This window comes from Sphingomonas sp. CCH5-D11, from assembly GCF_001557395.1.
Taxonomy (GTDB): Bacteria; Pseudomonadota; Alphaproteobacteria; order Sphingomonadales; family Sphingomonadaceae; genus Sphingomonas.
The window spans coordinates 1-18,359 of sequence record NZ_LSKH01000292.1; the positions used below are offsets into that span (position 1 = coordinate 1).

Here is an 18,359-nt window from a genome sequence, read left to right on the forward strand (position 1 = left end):
CCCCGCCCCTCTCCCAGCTACGACTAAGGCTCTGGGAGCCTAAGTCTTCGCAACCCTCTCCCCTCCGGTGGAGGGGCGAGGGAGACGCTATCCCCCTCCCCGATATCACTGGCGCGTCAGCTCGCGGCCGACGATCATGCGCATCACCTGGTTGGTGCCTTCCAGGATCGAATGCACGCGCAGGTCGCGCCAGAAGCGTTCGATCGGATAGTCCATCAGATAGCCATAGCCGCCGTGCAGCTGAAGCGCGCGGTCGACGACGGACGAGCCGGTGTCGGTGGCGAGCCGCTTGGCCATGGCGGCGAAGCGCGTCTTGTCGGGGGCGCCGGCGGTCACCTTGGCGGCGGCGACGTAGAGCAGGTAGCGCGCGGCCTGAAGCTCGGTATCCATGTCAGCGAGGGTGAACTGGGTGTTCTGGAAGTCCGCGACGGGCCTGCCGAACTGCTGGCGATCCTTGGTGTAGGCGATCGCCTCGTCAAGGCAGCGCTGGGCGCCGCCGAGCGAGCAGGCGCCGATGTTGAGGCGGCCGCCGTCGAGGCCCATCATTGCAAAGCGGAACCCCTCGCCCTCGCCGCCGACGCGGTTGGCGACCGGCACCTTCACATTGTCGAACAGCACCTGCCGGGTGGGCTGGGCATGCCAGCCGAGCTTGCGTTCATTGGCGCCGAACGAGACGCCGGGCATGTCCTTGTCGATCACCAGGCAGGAGATGCCCTTCGGCCCTTCCGCGCCGGTGCGGACCATGGTGACGTACACCTCGTTCTCGCCGGCGCCCGAAATGAACTGCTTGGTGCCGTTGACGATGTAATGGTCACCTTCGAGGCGTGCGGTGGTCTTCAGCGCCGCCGCGTCCGACCCCGAGCCGGGTTCGGTCAGGCAATAGCTCGCCATCTTGTCCATGGTGACGAGATCGGGGAGGTAGCGGCCCTTGAGATCGTCCGAAGCGAAGCGGTCAATCATCCACGAGGCCATGTTGTGGATCGAGATAAAGGCGCTGGTGGCGGGGCAGCCGTATGCCATCGCCTCCATGATCAAGGCCGCTTCGAGGCGGCCGAGCGCGATGCCGCCGCTTTCCTCGCTGACGTAAATGGCGGCGAAGCCAAGCTCGGCGGCCGCCTTGATCGTGTCGCGGGGGAAGATGTGCTTCTCGTCCCACTCCGCCGCGAAGGGCGTGATGCGGTCGGCGGTGAAGCGGCGCGCGAGTTCCTGGATCTCGCGCTGGTCGCCCGTAAGATCGAATTGCGGTGTAAGGTCGAACTGGTCAGTCATGGCAGCGCTCTAGCGAAAGACAACGGTGCGCGCACCATTGGCGAGCACGCGGCGCTCGGCGATCCAGCGCACCGCACGGGCCAGCACCTGCGCCTCGATATCGCGGCCGATGGCGATGAACTCCTCCACGGTGGCGCGGTGATCGACCCGCTCGGCGGCCTGTTCGATGATCGGCCCCTCGTCCAGCGCGGTGGTGACGAAATGGGCGGTCGCCCCGATCAGCTTCACCCCGCGCGCATGCGCCTGATGATAGGGCTTGGCGCCCTTGAAGCTGGGCAGGAAGCTGTGGTGGATGTTGACGCAGCGCCCCTCGACGGCGGCGACCAGGTCGGGCGAGAGCACCTGCATGTAGCGGGCAAGCACCAGCAGCTCGGCGCCGCTATCCTCCACCACCTCCAGCAACGCGCGCTCCTGCTCCGCGCGACTGGCCGAGGAGACGGGGAGATGATGGAACGGCACATTGTGCCATTCGGCAAGACCGCGCAGCGTTTCGTGATTGGAGACCACCGCCACCGGATCGATCGGAAGCGCGCCGATCGACCAGCGGTGCAGCAGATCATTCAGGCAATGCGAGGTGGTGGAACAGGCAATCACCACCTTGGGGCGATGATCGGCAGGCACCAGCGTCCAATCGAGGCCGAACTGCACCGCCACCTCGGCCAGCGCGTCGTGGAGCGCCGGGCCGGTAAACACCAGCCGCATGAAAAAGCGGCCGGTTTCGAGATCGGCATATTGCTGACTGTCGAGGATGAAGCCGCCCGCCTGCGCCACACGCCCGGTGACTGCCGCAACGATCCCGCCACGGTCCTGGCAAGAGAAGGTGAGGATCCAGTTACGCTCGGCCATCAGGCGGCGCACCGCGTGTAGCGCAGCATCTGGCCATCTGCGACGCGGGTCAGGACGTTGCCGTTCTCTTCAAGCGTCAGAGGGGTATCCTCAGTCCATTGCTGCCCTTCGCCGGAGAAGGCGAGCGTCGCGCGCAGCTCGGTGGAGGAAACGCCTTCGAGCCTGGTGATCGTGGCGCGCGATTCGTAAAAGCTCAGGCGATCGGGCGCGACCGTCATCAGCCCCTTGTTGTCCCCCGCCGTGGAGGTGCAATCGGCCGGCACGAGCCCCCAGCGGCCCAGGAAGGCCGGGGGAATATGCTTGTCCGCAATGATCCCGCTGCGATCAGCGATCTGCGCGCTGTCATTCTCCGGCACAGGCTCGATTGCGTTGATGGTGTTGAGCGCGGCAGCTGAGCCATCGTCCACTTGGTTCTTCTGCTCGGGCGTCGGGGCCTGACACCCCGCGAGCAGAAGACCAACGGCCAGGGCAAGCATTTTCCTCACGGCCATGTCGCTCATCCCATTGTCGGGATGACAAAGGCGTCCTGGATGCGGCTGGGCCCGCCGTCCTCGCTGCCGCGCGGCAGGTCGCCGGAGCCGTCCGGCCAGCGCTGAGTGATCGTCTTCACCTTGGTCCAGAACTTCACGCCTTCCATGCCGTGCTGGTTGGTGTCGCCGAACGCCGAGCGCTTCCAGCCGCCGAAGGTGTGATAGGCGACCGGCACCGGGATCGGCACGTTGATGCCGACCATGCCGACGTTGACCCGCGCGGCGAATTCACGCGCGGCATGGCCGTTGCGGGTGAAGATCGCGACGCCATTGCCGTACTGATGATCGCTCGGCAGGCGCACAGCGGACTCGAAATCGGGCGCGCGGACGATCTGGAGGACGGGGCCGAAAATCTCCTCCTGATAGCTCTTCATCTGCGGCGTGACGCGATCGAACAGCGACGGACCGACGAAGAAGCCATTCTCGTGTCCCTGCAGCTTGAAGCCACGGCCGTCGACGACGAGTTCCGCGCCCTCGTCCACGCCGGTCTGGATCCACTGCTCGACCCGGGCCTTGTGCGCGGCGTTGATGACCGGGCCGTAATGCGCCTCCGCATCGGTGGAGACGCCGACGCGCAGAGCCTCGATAGCGGGGAGGAGCTTCTCGCGCAGCGCGTCGGCGGTCTTGTCCCCCACCGGCACCACCACGGGCAGCGCCATGCAGCGTTCGCCGGCCGAGCCGAAGGCGGCGCCGGAAAGGTCAGCGACGACCTGGTCGAGATCGGCATCGGGCATGACGATGCCGTGGTTCTTGGCGCCGCCCATCGCCTGGACGCGCTTCCCCGCCGCGACGCCGCGATTGTAGACGTAGTGCGCGATGTCGCTACTGCCGACGAAGCTGACCGCGCCGATCGCCGGATGGTCGAGGATCGCGTCGACCATCTCCTTGTCGCCATGAACGACCTGGAAGATGCCCTCCGGCATGCCCGCCTCGCGCATCAGTTCGGCAAGGCGCACCGGTACGCTGGGGTCGCGTTCGGAAGGCTTGAGGATGAAGGCGTTGCCGCAGGCCGTCGCCACCGCGCCCATCCAGAGCGGGATCATCGCCGGGAAGTTGAACGGCGTGATGCCGGCGCCGATGCCGATCGGCTGGCGCATCGAATAGACGTCGATGCCGGGGCCGGCGCCCTGGGTATATTCGCCCTTCAGCACGTGCGGAATGCCGCAGGCGAACTCCACCACCTCAAGGCCGCGCTGGATATCGCCCTTCGCGTCGGCGATGACCTTGCCATGCTCGGACGAGAGCAGGCGTGCGAGTTCGTCCATGTTCGCTTCGACCAGCGCCTTGAACGCGAACATGACCCGGGCGCGGCGCTGCGGGTTGGTGGCGGCCCAGCCGGGCTGCGCGGCCTCGGCGGCGGCGACGGCACGGTCTAGCTCAGCCTGGCTTCCAAGGCGCACCTGCGCCTGCACCTGCCCGGTGTTCGGATCGTAAACATCGGACACACGCCCGCCCGCCAGGCCCTGATGGCCGACGATGTGATGATCGATGACGCGCATGATGCCTCTCCGTTACTCTGGCCAGCGCCTTTAGCCGCCAGCCGTTCGTTGCCACAACCCACGCCGCACATAGTGTTGACCTTGGCCGCCCATACGCCGAAGCCGTAGCCCATCGGAGGTGCACGATGACCGACCAACCCTGGCCGCCGGAACGTGAACGACCGCCCGGCATGCCACATCCGGACGATCCGGCGATCTTCGTGGATCAGCCGGAGCGTGATCCGGGGGGCGGGCGCCACCTCATCTTCGTGGCGATCGCTCTGGTCACGATGGTCCTGTTCTGGTGGGGCATATAAGCGCGCTCAGGCCGGCACCCCGACCCGCACCACCTCCGGCAGGATCGCATCCAGCAGCAGCATCCCCTGCTCCGTGACACGAAGGCGGTCACCATCTCGCTCGATCAATCCGGCGAGGCGCTCTATCGCACGTTCGTCGACGAGGTCATGGGTGTCCATGCCGCCGGCCAGCCGCGCGATACGCGCCAGATCGACGCCCTCACGCAATCGCAGCCCCATCAGCAAGGCTTCCGAGGCCTGGGTGCCGGGGGCGAGCGGCTCCTCGCTTTCGATGCCGTGGCCGTTGCGTGCGACGGCGGCGAGCCAGTTCTCCGGCTTCTTCCGGCGCACGGTGGCAAGCCCGCCGCGACGGCCGTGCGCTCCGGGCCCGACACCCGCATAGGTCTGGTACCGCCAGTAAGCGAGGTTGTGGCGGCTTTCCGCGCCGTGGCGGGCATGATTGCTGATCTCGTACGCAGGTAGGCCGGCGGCAGCGGTGATCGCGCGAGTTGCCTCGAACAGGTCCGCTGCCGCATCCCCGTCAGGGATGGTAAGGCGACCGGCGGCCGCTTCCGTCGCGAACCGCGTTCCGGGCTCGATCGTCAACTGGTACAACGACAGATGCTCGGTGCCGAACGCCAGTGCCTGCTTCAGCTCGGCGGTCCAGGCGTCGAGCGACTGACCAGGGCGGGCATAGATCAGATCAAAGCTGACGCGCGGGAACACGCGCTGGGCAATCTCAAGAGCGGCCAGCCCCTCGCTCACGTCATGCGCCCGGCCGAGAAAATGAAGCGCGCTGTTGTCGAGCGCCTGCAGCCCCAAAGAGACGCGGTTCACGCCGGCCGAAGCGAGATCGGCGAAACAGGCGGATTCCACGGACGATGGGTTGGCTTCCAGCGTGATCTCAATGCCCGGCGCGAAACCCCAGTGTCGCTCCGCCGCCTGCAACACCGCCGCGACCGTCTCGGGCGGCATCAGCGAAGGCGTGCCGCCACCGAAGAAGATCGACGTCAGCCTGCGCCCGGCCAGAACCGATGCCTCATGCGCGAGATCGGCCAGCAGCGATTCGCGCCAGATCGCCTGGTCGACGCTTGCGCGCACATGGCTGTTGAAGTCGCAGTATGGGCATTTGGACACGCAGAACGGCCAATGGACGTAGAGGGCCAGAGCATTGTCGGAAGTCATGATCGCGCCGATATGGCGGCGATGACGCTTCAACGCCACCTCCTCGCGCTCGCCCTTCTGCTAGCTGGCTGCGCGCAGGGGCCAGAGCGCGTGGTGGAGGAGACGCTGACGGAAAAGCCGGCACCGCGCGGCGGCGCCTTGCTTCGCCAGGTGATGCTGGAAGGGCACAACCGGGCACGTGCGCTAGCAGGCGTGCCGCCGCTGCAATGGGACGAGACGCTGGTCGCCTCCGCGCGCGCCTATGCCGAAGAAATGGCGCAAACGCGGCGGTTCGCCCATGCGGAGCAGCCTCATGGTCCCACCCGCCAGGGCGAAAACCTCTGGACCGGAACGCGCAGCGCCTATCGGTTCGAGGAGATGCTGGGCCATTGGGCGGCCGAGGGGCGCGACTTCGTGAACGGCGTCACGCCCGCGTTCAGCCGGACCGGCAAATGGCAGGATGTATCGCATTACACGCAGATGATCTGGCGCAACACGACGCGCGTCGGCTGTGCGATCGCATCAAACCGGCGGGACGATTATCTGGTCTGCCGGTACAGCCCTCCAGGCAATGTGGTGGGCGAACGGACGCTGTGACGGGTGCGGCGAGCGCACCCGTCCACCGCAAGCGTCGTCAGAAAACCGCGGCGACCAGCTGCCGGAAGGCGTCGGCGCGATGGCTGATCGCGTGCTTTTCAGCCTGATCCATTTCACCGAAGGTCTCGGTGCGTCCCTCGGGCAGGAACATGGGATCGTAGCCGAAGCCCTTGTCCCCGCGAGGAGGCCAAACCAGCGTGCCGTCGACACGGCCTTCGAACCATTCCACGTGCCCGTCCGGCCAGGCAAGCGCGAGGGCGCAGATGAAATGGGCGTCGCGGGACGCGTCATCGATCGCGGCGACCTTGTCGTTCACCCGCCGCATCGCTTCGTCGAAATCCTTGGCTTCCCCAGCCCAGCGCGCGGAGAAAATGCCCGGATCACCGCCGAGCGCCTCGACACAGAGGCCACTGTCGTCGGCAAGTGCGGGAAGACCGGAAAGGTCGGCCGCTGCCCGCGCCTTCAGCTCGGCGTTCATGACGAAGGTAGTGCCGGTCTCCTCGGGCTCGGGAAGGTCCAGCTCCTTGGCCGAGACGGCTTCGATGCCATGCCCGTCGAGCAGTGCGGCAATCTCGCGGACCTTGCCGGGGTTGTGGCTGGCGATCACCAGCCTGCCCGGTTTCAGCTTGCGGATCGCCTGCGGCTCATTTCCCTCGCCGCTCATGCGCGGACCGCCCGATCCTGCGCCGCGAAGATCTCGGTGCAGCCGATGCGCGCCAGCCGGAGCAGCCGCAGCAGCGCCTCCTCATCATAAGTCGCGTGCTCGGCCGTCGCCTGCGCCTCTGCGATGTGACCATTTTCGAGCAACACGAAATTGGCGTCCGCGTCCGCGTTCGAATCCTCGTCGTAATCGAGGTCGAGCACCGGATTTCCCTTGAAGATGCCGCAGCTTACCGCCGCCACCTTTTGCGAGATCGGATCCTTTTCGATCTTGCCGGCCTTCATCAGGCCATTAACCGCCAGTCGCAACGCGACCCAAGCGCCGGAGATCGATGCGGTGCGCGTGCCGCCGTCCGCCTGGATCACGTCGCAATCGAGCACGATCTGCCGCTCACCCAGCGCCGTCATGTCGGTGACCGCGCGCAGCGACCGGCCGATCAGCCGCTGGATTTCCTGGGTACGACCGGACTGCTTGCCCTTGGCCGCTTCGCGGCTGCCGCGGGTGTGCGTGGCGCGGGGCAGCATACCATATTCGGCGGTGACCCAGCCCTGCCCCTTGCCGCGCAGAAACGGGGGCACCCGCTCCTCAACGCTGGCGGTGACGAGCACGCGCGTGTCGCCGAAGCCGATCAGCACCGATCCCTCGGCGTGACGGGTGAAGTTCGGCTGGATGGTGATGGCGCGCATCTGATCAGGCGCACGGCCGCTGGGACGCATTTGGGACAACTCCTGAAGCCGCTCGCCCGGAACCTGAAGCAGCCTGCGGCTTTGTTCAAGCGCGTGGCATGCCTCGGCGGCGCTGGACGGGCAGCGGTGATTTCACCCGGCCGTAGCCGCTGGATGATTGCCGCGCCAGTATGCGCCGCCTAGATTTGGAACGTGACCCCATCTCCGCCCATCGCCGAACTGTCCGATCGAGCGCGCGACATCTTCCGCCGCGTCGTTGACGGTTATCTGGCGAGCGGCCTGCCCGTCGGATCGAAGACGCTGGCGCAGGCGGGCCTCAACCTGTCGCCAGCGTCGATCCGCAGCGTCCTGGCGCAGTTGGAAGATTGGGGGCTTCTGGCCGCGCCCCACACCTCTGCGGGACGCATGCCGACGGAACTGGGCCTGCGCCTGTTTGTCGACGGCATGATGCAGGCGCTTGAGCCCTCCGCCGAGGAACGGGCGACGATCGAAGCGCGGGCGGGACTTGCCGGGCCGGTGGAGGAAGCGCTCGCCGCCACCACGGCCGCGCTTTCCGGCCTGTCGGCCTGTGCGGGCCTGGTCATGGTGCCCAAGCATGAGCAGGTGCTGCGTTCGATCGGCTTCGTCCCCCTGTCACACGGACAGGCGCTGGCAGTGCTGGTGAGCGAGGACGGCGCGGTGGAAAACCGCGTCGTGGACCTGCCGCCGGGCGTGGGTCCGGCCGCGCTGGTGGAGGCCGGCAATTACATGTCGGCGACGCTATCCGGGCTGACCCTGGCAGCGGCACGCGCGCGGATCGAACGGGAACTGGCGCAAGGGCGCGCGGATGTCGACAGTGCGGCGCGTGCGCTGATCGAGCGCGGCATCGCGGTGTGGAGCGAAGATGGCGAGCGCCGGCCGGTGCTGATCGTTCGCGGGCAGGCCCGCCTCCTCGACGACGCCGCAACCGCAGACCTGGACCGGGTGCGCGAATTGCTGGACGATCTGGACGGGAAACAGGAAATCGCCGCGCTGCTCGATTCCGCCCGCGCCGGCGATGCGACGCGCATTTTCATCGGCGCGGAGAACAAATTGTTCGCGCTTTCCGGTTCGTCCGTCATCGCCAAGCCCTTTCGCGGGAGCGATGGCCGCGTGGTCGGCGTTGTCGGCGTGATCGGGCCGACCCGGTTGAACTACGCGCGCGTCGTGCCCATGGTGGATTTCACTGCCGCAACGCTCGCCCGTTTGATGGGTTGAGCTGCCAGCAAAGACAGGGAAACAATGAACGAAACCGAGACGAACACCCCGGGCGAGGATCTGCGCGACGAAACCGCTGCCGCCGCCCCCGAGGTTGCCGAGCATGACCGTTTGACCGAGCTGGAGGGACAGCTGGCCGAGGCCAAGCAGCAGACGCTTTACGCCCAGGCCGAGATCCAGAACGTGCGTCGCCGCGCGGAGAAGGACGCCGCCGATGCCCGCGCCTACGCGGCGACATCGTTCGCGCGCGACGTGCTGAGCGTGAACGACAATCTGGAGCGTGCGCTGGCGGCGATTCCCGCCGACCTGCGCGAGGACGAACGGCTGAAGGGCCTGGTCACTGGCCTGGAAGCCACCGGCCGTGAGCTGACCAGCGTGTTCCAGCGCCATGGCCTGACCCGGATCGAGGCGATGGGGCAGCCGCTCGATCCAAACCGGCACCAGGCGATGATCGAAATGCCGTCCGATGCGGAACCCGGCACGATTGTTCAGGAAATGCAGTCCGGCTGGATGATCAAGGATCGCCTGCTTCGCCCGTCCCTGGTCGGTGTGGCGAAGAAGCCGAACTGATCACGAGCATGTGCGATTGCCCGGAGATGATGGCGGCGGGTGCCGCCCGTCGATCGTCTCCGGGCAATCAGGTCAGCGTGCGCTTGGAGGCCAGGGTGGCGCCCCTGACGAGAAGCGCCGGGTGACCACAAGTCCGTCGGCCAGATTAGCCGTCAGTAGCGATGGGCGGCGCCGTGCCGCCGTCTTCACACGATCCAGCCATGCCGCAATGTCGGCAGCAGCCGCGCGGGTCAGCGCGATCGCCTCTTCCGGTTCAACCAGCTGAAAGCGGATGGCTGACCCAGCCGGGAGTTGCGCCAGCCGATCAATGTCGGGATCGATCACCACGGCAATGCGCGGGTAGCCTCCGGTCGTCTGGTGGTCGGCGGTCAGCAGGCTCATCCTGCCATCACCATCGATCTGGAGCGCGCCGCGCATCGCTGGCTCGCTGGGCATGTCGATCCGCTCCGGCGGAAGCGGCGGACCATCAAGCACCATTCCCATGCGGTCGAAACGGGCGCTGGCGGCGAAGGGCTCGCTGGTGAGCCGGCAAAGCACTTCTGGTGTGAAATATCGCTGCTGCGGCCCCAGAACGGCACGGGCGACGGTGAAGGGCTCTCCATCAGCGGGCAGAGGAATATCGACCGAGGCGACATCGCGGTGCGCCTCCCGCACCGTCAATCTATCGCCCTCTCCGATCCGCCCTCCGCCCAAGCCTGCGATCAGATGCGTCGCGCTGCTGCCGAGCCACTCGCTGCACTCCAGCCGACCCGCCGGCGCGCAATAGCCCCAATTGCCGCCCGATTCGCGAATGCGGCAGCGCGCGCCGGGCTGAAGCGTCACCACGCACCAGCCGCCGACCTCAACGCCGTTGACGGTTGCCGAGGCAGCACCGGTGATCGCGACCGAGACGGCGCGCTCCTCCGCCACCAGCGTCAGGCCGCCCAGCGAGAATTCGATGGCGGATCCATATCCGCCGCTCGCACCCACTGCCGCCGCGAAGGCTCGCCGATCGACCGGACCTGATGGCGGCACGCCGAAGCGGCGCCAACCGGGCCGCCCGGCATCCTGGATGCTGGTGAGCGGCCCTGCCTCCTCAATCCGCAACCGCGCATCGCTCATCACAGCGCCTCCGCGCCGACGCGAATGAAGCGCACCCGATCGCCGGGCTCGAACAGAAAGGGGCGATCGGCCGCCGCGTCGAGCACGCGAAGCGACGTGCGCCCGATCACCCACCAGCCGGTAGGCATGGGCAGCGTCGTGATCAGGCACTGCGGACCGGCAACCATCACGCTGCCCACCGGATGGCCCCGCACCGCCGCTGCCTTGCGCGGCAAGTGCAGGTCTCGCAGTACGCCGCCGAGATAGGCATAGCCGGGCGCGAAGCCGTACATGAAGACGCGATAGTCACCCGCCAGATGGGCGGCGATCACCGCCTCTTCAGACAGGCCAAGCGTCTGGGCGGCCGCGGCCACGTCAGGAGCAGCATCACCATCGTAACAGACCGGCACTTCGTGGGTGGTGGTGGCCAAGAGATCGACCGATGCGGCTTCAAGCGAGCGAAGATGCGCGGCGACACTGGCGTGATCGGTAGCAAGAGGATCGAACACGATCAGCAGGCTCGTATAGGCCGGCACCGCCTCCTCGAACCATGCGGGCGGTTGTGCCGAGAGCGCACGATCCAGCGACACCACCTGCGCAAACACATCCTCTGCGATCTCGCCCCCGAAATCCGCGAGCAACGCGCCGGAGCCGACCGGACGGAAGGTGGGCCCGCTCATGCCCGGTCGAGGAAGGGTGCGATCGCCAGGCCCTGCCCTTCCAGCACCGATCGTATCCGCGACGCCATGGCGACGGCGGCGGGGTTGTCGCCGTGCACGCAAATGGAGTCCGCCGCCAGCCGGATGGCGCCGCCCTCGACGGTCGGCATCGCGCCGCTGTCGAAAAAGTTGAGCAGGCGCGCCGCCGCAGCTTCCGCATCATGGATGACCGCACCCGGTGCGCTGCGGGGGACCAACTGTCCCGAAGCGGCATAGCCGCGATCGGCATAGATTTCGCTGAACACGCGAAGCCCGGCCCGCCCCGCCGCAGCCTCCAATTGCGTGCCCGAGATCGCGAGCACGGCAAGCTCCCGATCCAAGGCACGAACGGAACGGACGATCGCCTCGGCAACATCGCGTTCGGCCGCCGCGACGTTTGCGAGAGCTCCATGCGGCTTAACATATCGCACCGGATGGCCAGCCAGCGCCGCCATGCCCAGCAATGCGCCGACCTGAGCGGCAACGAACCGCTCGATTTCGGCCACGCCCACGGGCAAGCGGCGGCGGCCGAAGCCGGCGATGTCGGGATAGCTGGGGTGCGCCCCCACGACCACATCGTGCTCGCGTGCGAGCGAAAGCGTCCGGAACATGGTCTCCGGATCGCTCGCATGGCCGCCACACGCGACATTGGCGCTGGTGACGAGGCCGAACATCGCGGGGTCGTCCCCCATGGTCCAAGGGCCGAAGCCTTCGCCAAGATCCGCGTTGAGGTCGATGGTCATCACGGCGCCTGCCTACTCCGTGCCGCCAGGCCTGTCCAAGCTTCCGCCGGCGCCCGGTCGGCATTTGGAGACGCGGGCGCCGCGTCCAGCCGGTGCTTAGAGCGACTGTCCGTCGTCGATGTCGATGACCGATCCGCTGACCCAGGCGCTTGCGTCCGAGGCGAAATAGAGCAGTTGCGGGTCAAGCACGTCGATCGGCATGAAGCGGCGACGATGCCACCCTGCGATCTGTTTCGCGCCGCCTTCGCTCTCAAACCAGTCGCCGGCGATCTCGGTCTGGATATAGCCCGGCTGGATCACATTGACGTTGATCCCCTGCCGCACCCATTCACGGGCAAGATTGCGGCCCAGATGCGCCACTGCGGCCTTGGAGGCGGCATAGGCGCTATCCCCGTGCCCGGTCACATGCGCAGTGATCGATCCGACAAGGACGATCCGACCACGGCCGCTGTCACGCGAACCGGCAGCGATCATACGCCGCGCGCCTTCTCGTGCCGTCAGCAGAACGCCGGTGAAATTGGTGTCGATCGTCTGGCGCAGCTTGTCAGGCGCCACATCGACCGTGCGACCGCCATTGGCCACGCCGGCATTGGCGATGACAGTATCAACCGTGCCGAAGCGAGCCTCTGCCGCATCAAAGGCAGCTGCGATCGATGCCTCATCGGTCACGTCGATGGCGACCGGCAGCGCCTTTTCGCCGAGGCGCGCCGCAAGCGCCTCCACCCGGTCGACACGCCGTGCGCCGATCACCACCTGTGCACCGGCAGCGACGAAGACTTCTGCAAAATGAGCACCGAGCCCGGAAGACGCGCCCGTGATGAGCGCGGTGCGCCCGCTAAGATCGAAAGCCACGCATCCTCCCCGTTCTGGCGCCCTGTCGGCGCCGAACGGAGCGATCGGGCGAGGTGCTGGTGACCCCTACGGGACTCGAACCCGTGTTTCAGCCGTGAAAGGGCCGCGTCCTAACCACTAGACGAAGGGGCCAGCGGGGGGTGCAGCTAGAGGGGGGCGAGGCACCTGTCAATCGCCACATTCCACTTCATCTGCATTTTATCGGCAGCCAATCAATCCGCCCATGCAGCGTCGTCGATGTGGAGCTCGGCCGCCGGGCGCTGCGACCAATCATCGATCTTCGGGCGACCGGCGAGCCAGAGCTTGCGGTGCGGCGCAGCGCCGAGCAGCGCGGCACCCAGCGGTGTATCCGCCGACCGGAACGCCATCGCTTTCAGGCTGCGCCCGTCATCACCGGCCACGATCGCGCGAATATGGCCGTTGCCGACCACGTCGACACGGACCGGGCGCACCGGCCCGATCGCAACCCGCGGACTAGGCCAGCCGACGCCGTAAGGGCCACCTGTCTCCATCGCCGTGACCAGATCGGGTGTGACTCCGCCAGGCGCATGGATCGAATCCACTAACAGCGCCCGGTCGGCCACCGCTGCCGTGACCCGATCCGCCAACAGCTCCTCGAGGAAGTCGGCAAAGGAAGGCACCTGGTCCGCCATGATCGTCAAGCCTGCCGCCATGGCATGTCCCCCGCCTGCGACCACCAGTCCCGCAGCCTTGGCGGCCAGAACTGCCTGCCCCAGATCCACACCCGGGATCGACCTGCCTGAACCCTTGCCGATGCCATTTTCATCCACGGCGATGACGATCGCGGGCTGACCGAGTTTTTCCTTCAGCCGCCCTGCGACGATCCCGATGACGCCCGGATGCCAGGCCTTACCAGCGACAACGGTCACACGGCGACCAGAGGCGTACATGGCTTCCGCCTCCGCCTGGACGGTGGCCTCAATCGCGCGCCGCTCCTCGTTCAAGCGGTCCAGCTCGGCGGCGATTTTTTTCGCCTCCGCCACATCCTGCGTCGTGAGCAGACGCAGGCCGAGATCGGCTCGCCCGACCCGGCCGCCGGCGTTGATGCGGGGTCCAAGCGCAAAGCCAAGGTCGCTGGCGGTAGGCGCCCGCGTCAGGCGCGACGCCTCGATCAAGGCGGCAAGGCCAGGGTTGCGCCGGCCAGCCATGACCTTCAACCCCTGGGCGACGAAAGCGCGGTTCAGGCCGCGCAGCTGGGCGACATCCGCCACCGTTCCCAACGCGACCAGATCGAGAAGCTCGATCAACTTCGGTTCCGCCCGGTTCGCGAAGAACCCTCGGCGGCGCAGCGAACGAAGCACCGCCGCGCCGAGCAGGAAAGCGACACCGACGGCCGCGAGATGGCCGTGGGCTGCCCCTTCCGCCTCATCAAGGCGATTGGGGTTCACCACTGCATGTGCCACCGGCAGTTCGCTGGCGCATTGGTGATGATCGACCACGATCACGTCGACCGGCGCCGCATGCGCCGCCGCCAGGGCATCGAACGCCTGAGCGCCGCAATCGACCGTGACGATCAGCGAGGCCCCTTCCCGCGCCAGTCGCGTCATCGCCGCCGCGCTAGGGCCATAGCCTTCGGCCACGCGATCCGGGATGTAGCCGCGCGCCTCGATCCCGAGTTGGCGCAGAAGCAGGATCATCAGCGCGGCGGAAGTCGCCCCGTCCACATCGTAGTCGCCGAAGATCGCGATGCTCTCCGCACGCTGCACCGCGTCCGCCAGCCGGTCCGCGGCGGCATCCATGTCCCGAAAAATCGAAGGATCCGGCATGAACGCCCGGATCGACGGGCTGCGATGATCCTCGAGCGTCTCGGGTGAGCAGCCGCGGGCAAGCAGCAGCTGCGTGACGAGATCGTGCGGCGCGAGATTGTCGGCGGCGGTGGCGCGCCATCGCCATGGCTGGCCCAGGATCGACCGTTCCACGCCCAGGACGTGCATCATGCCGCTATGCTCCCGGCGTCCAGGGCGCTTCGCGAAACCATTTGGTGATGATGTATTTCACGCCTTCGGACACTGCCGTACCTTCATGCAGCGTGGCGGTGTTCGGGCTGCCGTCCGGGTTCATGTTGTTCCACGCGAGCAGCGTACCCCGCTTCGGCTTCACCCGAACGCCCGCCTGAGGGAACCAGGTCGCGCCGCCCTCCTCCACGTCGTTGAGGAAGATCATCGCGGTCCAGACCCGCTGCCCGCCAGACGCCTTCATCGAGGGCCAGTAGCTTTCGCCCTCGTGGAAGTAATCGTGATGCGCCTTGAAATACTGCCCGGGCGCATAGCGCTGCCCCTGCATCGTCTCTCCCCAAAGGGGATCGAGCCCGAGGAGATGGGCCAGCCCCTCGTCGATTGGCTGGATCTCGGGCGAGCGGCGGTTCATGTCGCAGCTCTCCGACGTCCGGAACGTGGTGTCGCCGTGATCCGACAGAAGCGTGGAAGGTCGCCGGTTGGCATCGATCATCGCCACCAGCCGCTTGCAGGTGGCCACGTCGAGATAGGCCGGAATTTTCCAGGCGGCAGCCTGTTCGGTGGGAAGGCGCACGGCGCGTGGATCCGCCTCCAGCCGAGCGGCAACGGAGCTGCCGATGCGGGCGCGATGCTCTGAAGGATGACCGGGAACGCTGGTGATCGCCATGGCGCACCTATTTGCGCGCGCCAAAGCGGAAGGCAAGATCCCGCGGGAAAGCGGCCATCCAAGGCAGAGCCATGATGGAGGTGGGGAGCTTCTGTTGCCCGGCGCTCCCCGTGCCGCTGGAATCCGCTTCTGTTGCCCGGTGCGGTCCGACCGCGCTATTTTGGAGTAACCTTAGGCCGTTAAGCCGTCAGGTTACGCCGCAATCGCGAGTGCTTCGTTATCGTTGGCACTTGTGTATGGGCCGTCGCGGTGGTCCCATTCCGAGCAAAAACCAGCGCTTTTCAACACACGTCGATCCTGGTTCGGCCCCGTCAACGAAGCTGCTGGGAAGCAGCTGCGATGGTGGAGCCGCCGGGTACTGCCCCCGGGTCCGCTGTGCTTATTCTTCGCCGGCGTTTATCGCCATAGCCGTGGGGCAAGCCCCGCGAGCACGACCGATATAGGGCGCCGAACACAAAGTTGGAAGAGGCGCCTTTCGGTCGCCATAATGCGGGTGCATATAACAGGATATCATGCTTACCCAGCGTTCCCGATACGCGCTCCGCTCGATGCTGTTCCTTGCGACCATGCCTGCGGGCGGACCACCCACCCCGATGAACCGCATCGCCGCCGAGGCGAACGTTCCGCGCAAGTTCCTCGAGCTGATCCTGGCGGATCTGCGCGATGCCGGCCTGCTGCACAGCCAGCGAGGCAAGATGGGCGGTTACGTCCTGTCGCGCCCGGCGCATCTGATTTCGCTCGGCGAAGTGATCCGCGTGATCGAAGGGCCGCTGGCGCTCGTCCCCTGCGTCAGCCGCACGGCCTATCGCCCGTGCAAGGATTGCAAGAGCGAGGCGGATTGCGCCATTCGCCACGCCATGGCCCGGGTGCGGGATGAAACCGCGCGCATCCTTGATGGCACCAGCCTGGCGGATGCAACGGCCGAGGAGATGGCCGCGGCGTAAACGCCCGGCCACTCCACCTACATCATCAGGCGAGCAGAACGCTCGCCCCGCCGTTCAGACGTTTGGTCGCGCCTTCAGCTCGTCGCGAATCTCGCGCAGCAGCGCGACGTCTGCGGGTTCCGCCTTGGGCTCGTCCGCCGTCTTGGCCTTTTCATGCTCGAACAGGGCCACCGCTCGGTTGACGGTACGGACCAGCATGAAAATGATGAAGGCGACGATCAGGAAGTTCACCGCCTGGGTGATGAACGCTCCATAGCCGAGCAGCGGAACGCCAGCCTTCTTCAGCGCCACGTAATCGGTGGAGCCCTGCAAGGCCGCCGGCACATCACCGAGCACCAGGAAATAGCTGGAAAAGTCCAGCCCTCCGAATACCTTGCCGATCACCGGCATCAACACGTCTTCCGTGAGCGACGTCACGATCTTGCCGAACGCGGCACCGATGATCACCGCCACGGCGAGATCCAGCACATTGCCGCGCGCGATGAACGCCCTGAATTCTTTGAGCATCGTCACCTTCCCCGTGTTTTGATCGACGCTAATTGCTCTTTGCCCCTTCGCCAAGCCACCAGACTGTCCTATATCGATGACACAGTAACTGGAGAGCCAACTCATGAGATCGCGCCCTGTCGTCCTCCTTGCTCTGTCCGCCAGCCTTGCCGGCTGCGGGATCAACAGCGTTCCGACGGCGGAAGAGAATGCCAAGGCGCGCTGGGCCGATGTGCAGAACCAGTATCAGCGCCGGGCGGACCTGATCCCCAATCTGGTCGCGACCGTGAAGGCCGCGGGCGCCCAGGAGAAGGACGTGCTGACCGAGGTCACACAGGCCCGCGCCTCGGCGACCCAGATCCAGGTTTCCGGTGACGATCTGGCCGATCCAGCCAAGATGCAGGCGTATCAGCGCGCGCAGGCGGGCCTGACATTGTCGCTGCAGCGGCTGCAGGAGGCGTATCCGGAACTCAAGAGCCAGGCGAACTACACAACGCTGATGAGCCAGCTGGAAGGTACGGAAAACCGCATCACCATCGCTCGCAACGATTACAACACCGCGGTGCAATCCTATAACACGCGCATCCGCACCTTCCCTGACGCGATTGGCGCCCGCATCTTCTATGGCGCCAAGCCGATGGTGCCGTTCCAGGCGACCACGCCCGGAGCAGAAGCCGCGCCAAAGGTGGATTTCGGCGGCTGATCGTCGGCATGTCCGCACCGCTTGCTGAAGACAGGGCGCATGGCGGCGGCCAGACGCCGCCGCTTCGGCTATGGCTCGCTGCCCTGCTGGCGGCGGCGTCGCTGCTCCTGTCGCCGTTCGCCATCGGTACGGCAGATGCGCAGACATTTCCCAAGCTGACCGGCTTTGTCGTGGACGCCGCCGAGATACTGCCGCCGCAGGTGGAAGCGCAGCTCACCCAGCAGCTCGATGCGGTTCAACGGGAGACCAAGCGGCAATTGATCGTCGCAACCGTGCCGAGCCTGCAGGACTATCCGATTGAGGAATATGGCTATAGGCTGGGCCGGGCCTGGGGCGTGGGCCTGAAGGACGTCAACAACGGCGCCATCCTTCTTGTCGCACCCAACGAGCGAAAGGTGCGCGTGGAGGTCGGCTACGGCCTGGAACCGATCCTGACGGACGCTTTGTCGAGCGTGATCATCAACCAGCAGATACTACCGCGTTTCAAATCCGGAGATCTGCCGGGCGGCGTGGTTGCCGGCGCTCAGGCGCTTGAGGCGCAAATGCGCGCTTCGCCCGAGGAAGCGCAGGCCAGGCTGGATGCCGCGATCAAGGAATTTGACGGCGCGCAGGCGGGCCAGCGTCGCAGTGGCGGGGGCTTCCCGCTTGGCCTCGTTTTTTGGGGCATGATTGCGCTTTTCGTTCTCCTGTCGCTGGGCCGCCGCGGCAGCGCCAAGGGCCGGCGTTACCGGGGCGATAGCGGGCTAAGCTCGGTGATCCTGTGGAACATCGCCGCGAATGTCGCGAGCGCCGCGATCAACAGCAGCGACGACGATGACAGCTGGGGCGGCGGCGGTGGCTGGGGCGAAGGATCCGGCGGCGGCGGCTGGGGCGGCGG

21 protein-coding genes, 1 tRNA gene and 1 other RNA gene are annotated in these 18,359 nt (G+C 66.6%); 7 read left to right on the forward strand and 16 right to left on the reverse strand.

Annotated features, from left to right (window positions below; all coding sequences use genetic code 11):
• Positions 1–105 precede the first annotated feature (105 nt).
• Genes AX702_RS17855 through AX702_RS17870 form a run of 4 tightly spaced genes read right to left on the reverse strand, consistent with a single transcriptional unit; the run spans position 106 to position 4,144 of the window.
• Positions 106–1,269 (reverse strand): acyl-CoA dehydrogenase family protein, encoded by a 1,164-nt coding sequence (locus AX702_RS17855; RefSeq protein ID WP_066781802.1) that lies wholly within the window; start codon positions 1,267–1,269, stop codon positions 106–108.
• A 9-nt stretch (positions 1,270–1,278) separates the two neighbouring features.
• Entirely contained in the window at positions 1,279–2,115 is an 837-nt protein-coding gene (purU, locus tag AX702_RS17860) for a formyltetrahydrofolate deformylase (protein ID WP_066781820.1), read from the reverse strand.
• Complete coding sequence (locus AX702_RS22205) at positions 2,115–2,606, reverse strand: hypothetical protein (RefSeq protein WP_156455581.1); 492 nt, start codon at positions 2,604–2,606, stop codon at positions 2,115–2,117. Before AX702_RS22205 ends, purU begins: the two co-directional genes overlap by 1 nt.
• Positions 2,607–2,611: 5 nt before the next feature.
• Positions 2,612–4,144 (reverse strand): CoA-acylating methylmalonate-semialdehyde dehydrogenase, encoded by a 1,533-nt coding sequence (locus tag AX702_RS17870; RefSeq protein WP_066781803.1) that lies wholly within the window; start codon positions 4,142–4,144, stop codon positions 2,612–2,614.
• A 125-nt stretch (positions 4,145–4,269) separates the two neighbouring features.
• Here AX702_RS17870 and AX702_RS22210 point away from each other — a divergent pair, with 125 nt between their 5' ends.
• Positions 4,270–4,440, forward strand: a complete 171-nt coding sequence (locus AX702_RS22210; RefSeq protein WP_156455582.1) for a hypothetical protein — start codon at positions 4,270–4,272, stop codon at positions 4,438–4,440.
• Between the two features lie 6 nt (positions 4,441–4,446).
• Here AX702_RS22210 and hemW read toward each other — a convergent pair whose 3' ends face one another.
• Positions 4,447–5,604: a radical SAM family heme chaperone HemW gene (hemW, locus tag AX702_RS17875; protein ID WP_066781804.1), complete on the reverse strand. Its 1,158-nt coding sequence runs from the start codon at positions 5,602–5,604 to the stop codon at positions 4,447–4,449.
• A gap of 21 nt (positions 5,605–5,625) precedes the next feature.
• Here hemW and AX702_RS17880 point away from each other — a divergent pair, with 21 nt between their 5' ends.
• Positions 5,626–6,180, forward strand: coding sequence for a CAP family protein (locus AX702_RS17880; RefSeq protein WP_331710426.1), 555 nt, complete (start codon positions 5,626–5,628; stop codon positions 6,178–6,180).
• Between the two features lie 37 nt (positions 6,181–6,217).
• Here the strand turns inward: AX702_RS17880 and rdgB are convergent, their stop codons facing one another.
• A complete protein-coding gene (rdgB, locus tag AX702_RS17885; RefSeq protein ID WP_066781806.1) occupies positions 6,218–6,844 on the reverse strand; it encodes an RdgB/HAM1 family non-canonical purine NTP pyrophosphatase in 627 nt (208 codons plus the stop codon).
• Positions 6,841–7,557 (reverse strand): ribonuclease PH, encoded by a 717-nt coding sequence (rph, locus tag AX702_RS17890; protein ID WP_066781807.1) that lies wholly within the window; start codon positions 7,555–7,557, stop codon positions 6,841–6,843. The genes rdgB and rph overlap by 4 nt, the downstream gene beginning before the upstream one ends.
• Before the next feature lie 162 nt (positions 7,558–7,719).
• Here rph and hrcA point away from each other — a divergent pair, with 162 nt between their 5' ends.
• Together hrcA and grpE are read left to right on the forward strand one after the other, a co-directional pair.
• Complete coding sequence (gene hrcA / locus AX702_RS17895) at positions 7,720–8,763, forward strand: heat-inducible transcriptional repressor HrcA (protein WP_066781808.1); 1,044 nt, start codon at positions 7,720–7,722, stop codon at positions 8,761–8,763.
• 24 nt (positions 8,764–8,787) lie between these two features.
• Positions 8,788–9,333, forward strand: a complete 546-nt coding sequence (grpE, locus tag AX702_RS17900) for a nucleotide exchange factor GrpE (RefSeq protein WP_066781809.1) — start codon at positions 8,788–8,790, stop codon at positions 9,331–9,333.
• Between the two features lie 72 nt (positions 9,334–9,405).
• Here grpE and AX702_RS17905 read toward each other — a convergent pair whose 3' ends face one another.
• From AX702_RS17905 to ssrA, 8 genes are all read right to left on the reverse strand, one after another.
• Positions 9,406–10,434: a biotin-dependent carboxyltransferase family protein gene (locus AX702_RS17905; RefSeq protein ID WP_066781810.1), complete on the reverse strand. Its 1,029-nt coding sequence runs from the start codon at positions 10,432–10,434 to the stop codon at positions 9,406–9,408.
• Complete coding sequence (locus AX702_RS17910) at positions 10,434–11,093, reverse strand: 5-oxoprolinase subunit B family protein (protein ID WP_066781811.1); 660 nt, start codon at positions 11,091–11,093, stop codon at positions 10,434–10,436. The genes AX702_RS17905 and AX702_RS17910 overlap by 1 nt, the downstream gene beginning before the upstream one ends.
• Complete coding sequence (locus tag AX702_RS17915) at positions 11,090–11,854, reverse strand: LamB/YcsF family protein (protein WP_066781812.1); 765 nt, start codon at positions 11,852–11,854, stop codon at positions 11,090–11,092. Before AX702_RS17915 ends, AX702_RS17910 begins: the two co-directional genes overlap by 4 nt.
• Positions 11,855–11,950: 96 nt before the next feature.
• Positions 11,951–12,706, reverse strand: a complete 756-nt coding sequence (locus AX702_RS17920; RefSeq protein ID WP_066781813.1) for an SDR family NAD(P)-dependent oxidoreductase — start codon at positions 12,704–12,706, stop codon at positions 11,951–11,953.
• A 57-nt stretch (positions 12,707–12,763) separates the two neighbouring features.
• A tRNA-Glu gene (locus AX702_RS17925) sits at positions 12,764–12,838 on the reverse strand.
• Between the two features lie 80 nt (positions 12,839–12,918).
• Positions 12,919–14,664 (reverse strand): single-stranded-DNA-specific exonuclease RecJ, encoded by a 1,746-nt coding sequence (recJ, locus tag AX702_RS17930; RefSeq protein ID WP_066781814.1) that lies wholly within the window; start codon positions 14,662–14,664, stop codon positions 12,919–12,921.
• Positions 14,665–14,668: 4 nt separating this feature from the next.
• Positions 14,669–15,349: a prolyl hydroxylase family protein gene (locus AX702_RS17935; RefSeq protein ID WP_066781815.1), complete on the reverse strand. Its 681-nt coding sequence runs from the start codon at positions 15,347–15,349 to the stop codon at positions 14,669–14,671.
• Between the two features lie 118 nt (positions 15,350–15,467).
• Positions 15,468–15,818, reverse strand: a transfer-messenger RNA (tmRNA) gene (gene ssrA, locus AX702_RS17940).
• Between the two features lie 43 nt (positions 15,819–15,861).
• Between ssrA and AX702_RS17945 the strand changes: the two genes are divergently transcribed.
• A complete protein-coding gene (locus AX702_RS17945) occupies positions 15,862–16,293 on the forward strand; it encodes an RrF2 family transcriptional regulator (protein WP_066781816.1) in 432 nt (143 codons plus the stop codon).
• Between the two features lie 54 nt (positions 16,294–16,347).
• On the opposite strand, the gene mscL is transcribed toward AX702_RS17945, so the two are convergent.
• Positions 16,348–16,800, reverse strand: coding sequence for a large conductance mechanosensitive channel protein MscL (gene mscL / locus AX702_RS17950; protein WP_066781817.1), 453 nt, complete (start codon positions 16,798–16,800; stop codon positions 16,348–16,350).
• Between the two features lie 103 nt (positions 16,801–16,903).
• Here mscL and AX702_RS17955 point away from each other — a divergent pair, with 103 nt between their 5' ends.
• Both AX702_RS17955 and AX702_RS17960 read left to right on the forward strand, forming a co-directional pair.
• Complete coding sequence (locus AX702_RS17955) at positions 16,904–17,482, forward strand: LemA family protein (RefSeq protein ID WP_066781818.1); 579 nt, start codon at positions 16,904–16,906, stop codon at positions 17,480–17,482.
• An 8-nt stretch (positions 17,483–17,490) separates the two neighbouring features.
• Positions 17,491–18,359, forward strand: an 869-nt coding sequence (locus AX702_RS17960; protein ID WP_066781819.1) for a TPM domain-containing protein, incomplete at its 3' end; no start/stop codon positions are given.

Coding starts and splice junctions, on each gene's coding strand:
- AX702_RS17855 (WP_066781802.1), bottom strand. CDS start 1,269: ATGACTGACCAGTTCGACCTTACACCGCAATTCGATCTTACGGGCGAC.
- purU (WP_066781820.1), bottom strand. CDS start 2,115: ATGGCCGAGCGTAACTGGATCCTCACCTTCTCTTGCCAGGACCGTGGC.
- AX702_RS22205 (WP_156455581.1), bottom strand. CDS start 2,606: ATGGCCGTGAGGAAAATGCTTGCCCTGGCCGTTGGTCTTCTGCTCGCG.
- AX702_RS17870 (WP_066781803.1), bottom strand. CDS start 4,144: ATGCGCGTCATCGATCATCACATCGTCGGCCATCAGGGCCTGGCGGGC.
- AX702_RS22210 (WP_156455582.1), top strand. CDS start 4,270: ATGACCGACCAACCCTGGCCGCCGGAACGTGAACGACCGCCCGGCATG.
- hemW (WP_066781804.1), bottom strand. CDS start 5,604: ATGACTTCCGACAATGCTCTGGCCCTCTACGTCCATTGGCCGTTCTGC.
- AX702_RS17880 (WP_331710426.1), top strand. CDS start 5,626: ATGACGCTTCAACGCCACCTCCTCGCGCTCGCCCTTCTGCTAGCTGGC.
- rdgB (WP_066781806.1), bottom strand. CDS start 6,844: ATGAGCGGCGAGGGAAATGAGCCGCAGGCGATCCGCAAGCTGAAACCG.
- rph (WP_066781807.1), bottom strand. CDS start 7,557: ATGCGTCCCAGCGGCCGTGCGCCTGATCAGATGCGCGCCATCACCATC.
- grpE (WP_066781809.1), top strand. CDS start 8,788: ATGAACGAAACCGAGACGAACACCCCGGGCGAGGATCTGCGCGACGAA.
- AX702_RS17905 (WP_066781810.1), bottom strand. CDS start 10,434: ATGAGCGATGCGCGGTTGCGGATTGAGGAGGCAGGGCCGCTCACCAGC.
- AX702_RS17910 (WP_066781811.1), bottom strand. CDS start 11,093: ATGAGCGGGCCCACCTTCCGTCCGGTCGGCTCCGGCGCGTTGCTCGCG.
- AX702_RS17915 (WP_066781812.1), bottom strand. CDS start 11,854: ATGACCATCGACCTCAACGCGGATCTTGGCGAAGGCTTCGGCCCTTGG.
- recJ (WP_066781814.1), bottom strand. CDS start 14,664: ATGATGCACGTCCTGGGCGTGGAACGGTCGATCCTGGGCCAGCCATGG.
- AX702_RS17935 (WP_066781815.1), bottom strand. CDS start 15,349: ATGGCGATCACCAGCGTTCCCGGTCATCCTTCAGAGCATCGCGCCCGC.
- AX702_RS17945 (WP_066781816.1), top strand. CDS start 15,862: ATGCTTACCCAGCGTTCCCGATACGCGCTCCGCTCGATGCTGTTCCTT.
- mscL (WP_066781817.1), bottom strand. CDS start 16,800: ATGCTCAAAGAATTCAGGGCGTTCATCGCGCGCGGCAATGTGCTGGAT.
- AX702_RS17955 (WP_066781818.1), top strand. CDS start 16,904: ATGAGATCGCGCCCTGTCGTCCTCCTTGCTCTGTCCGCCAGCCTTGCC.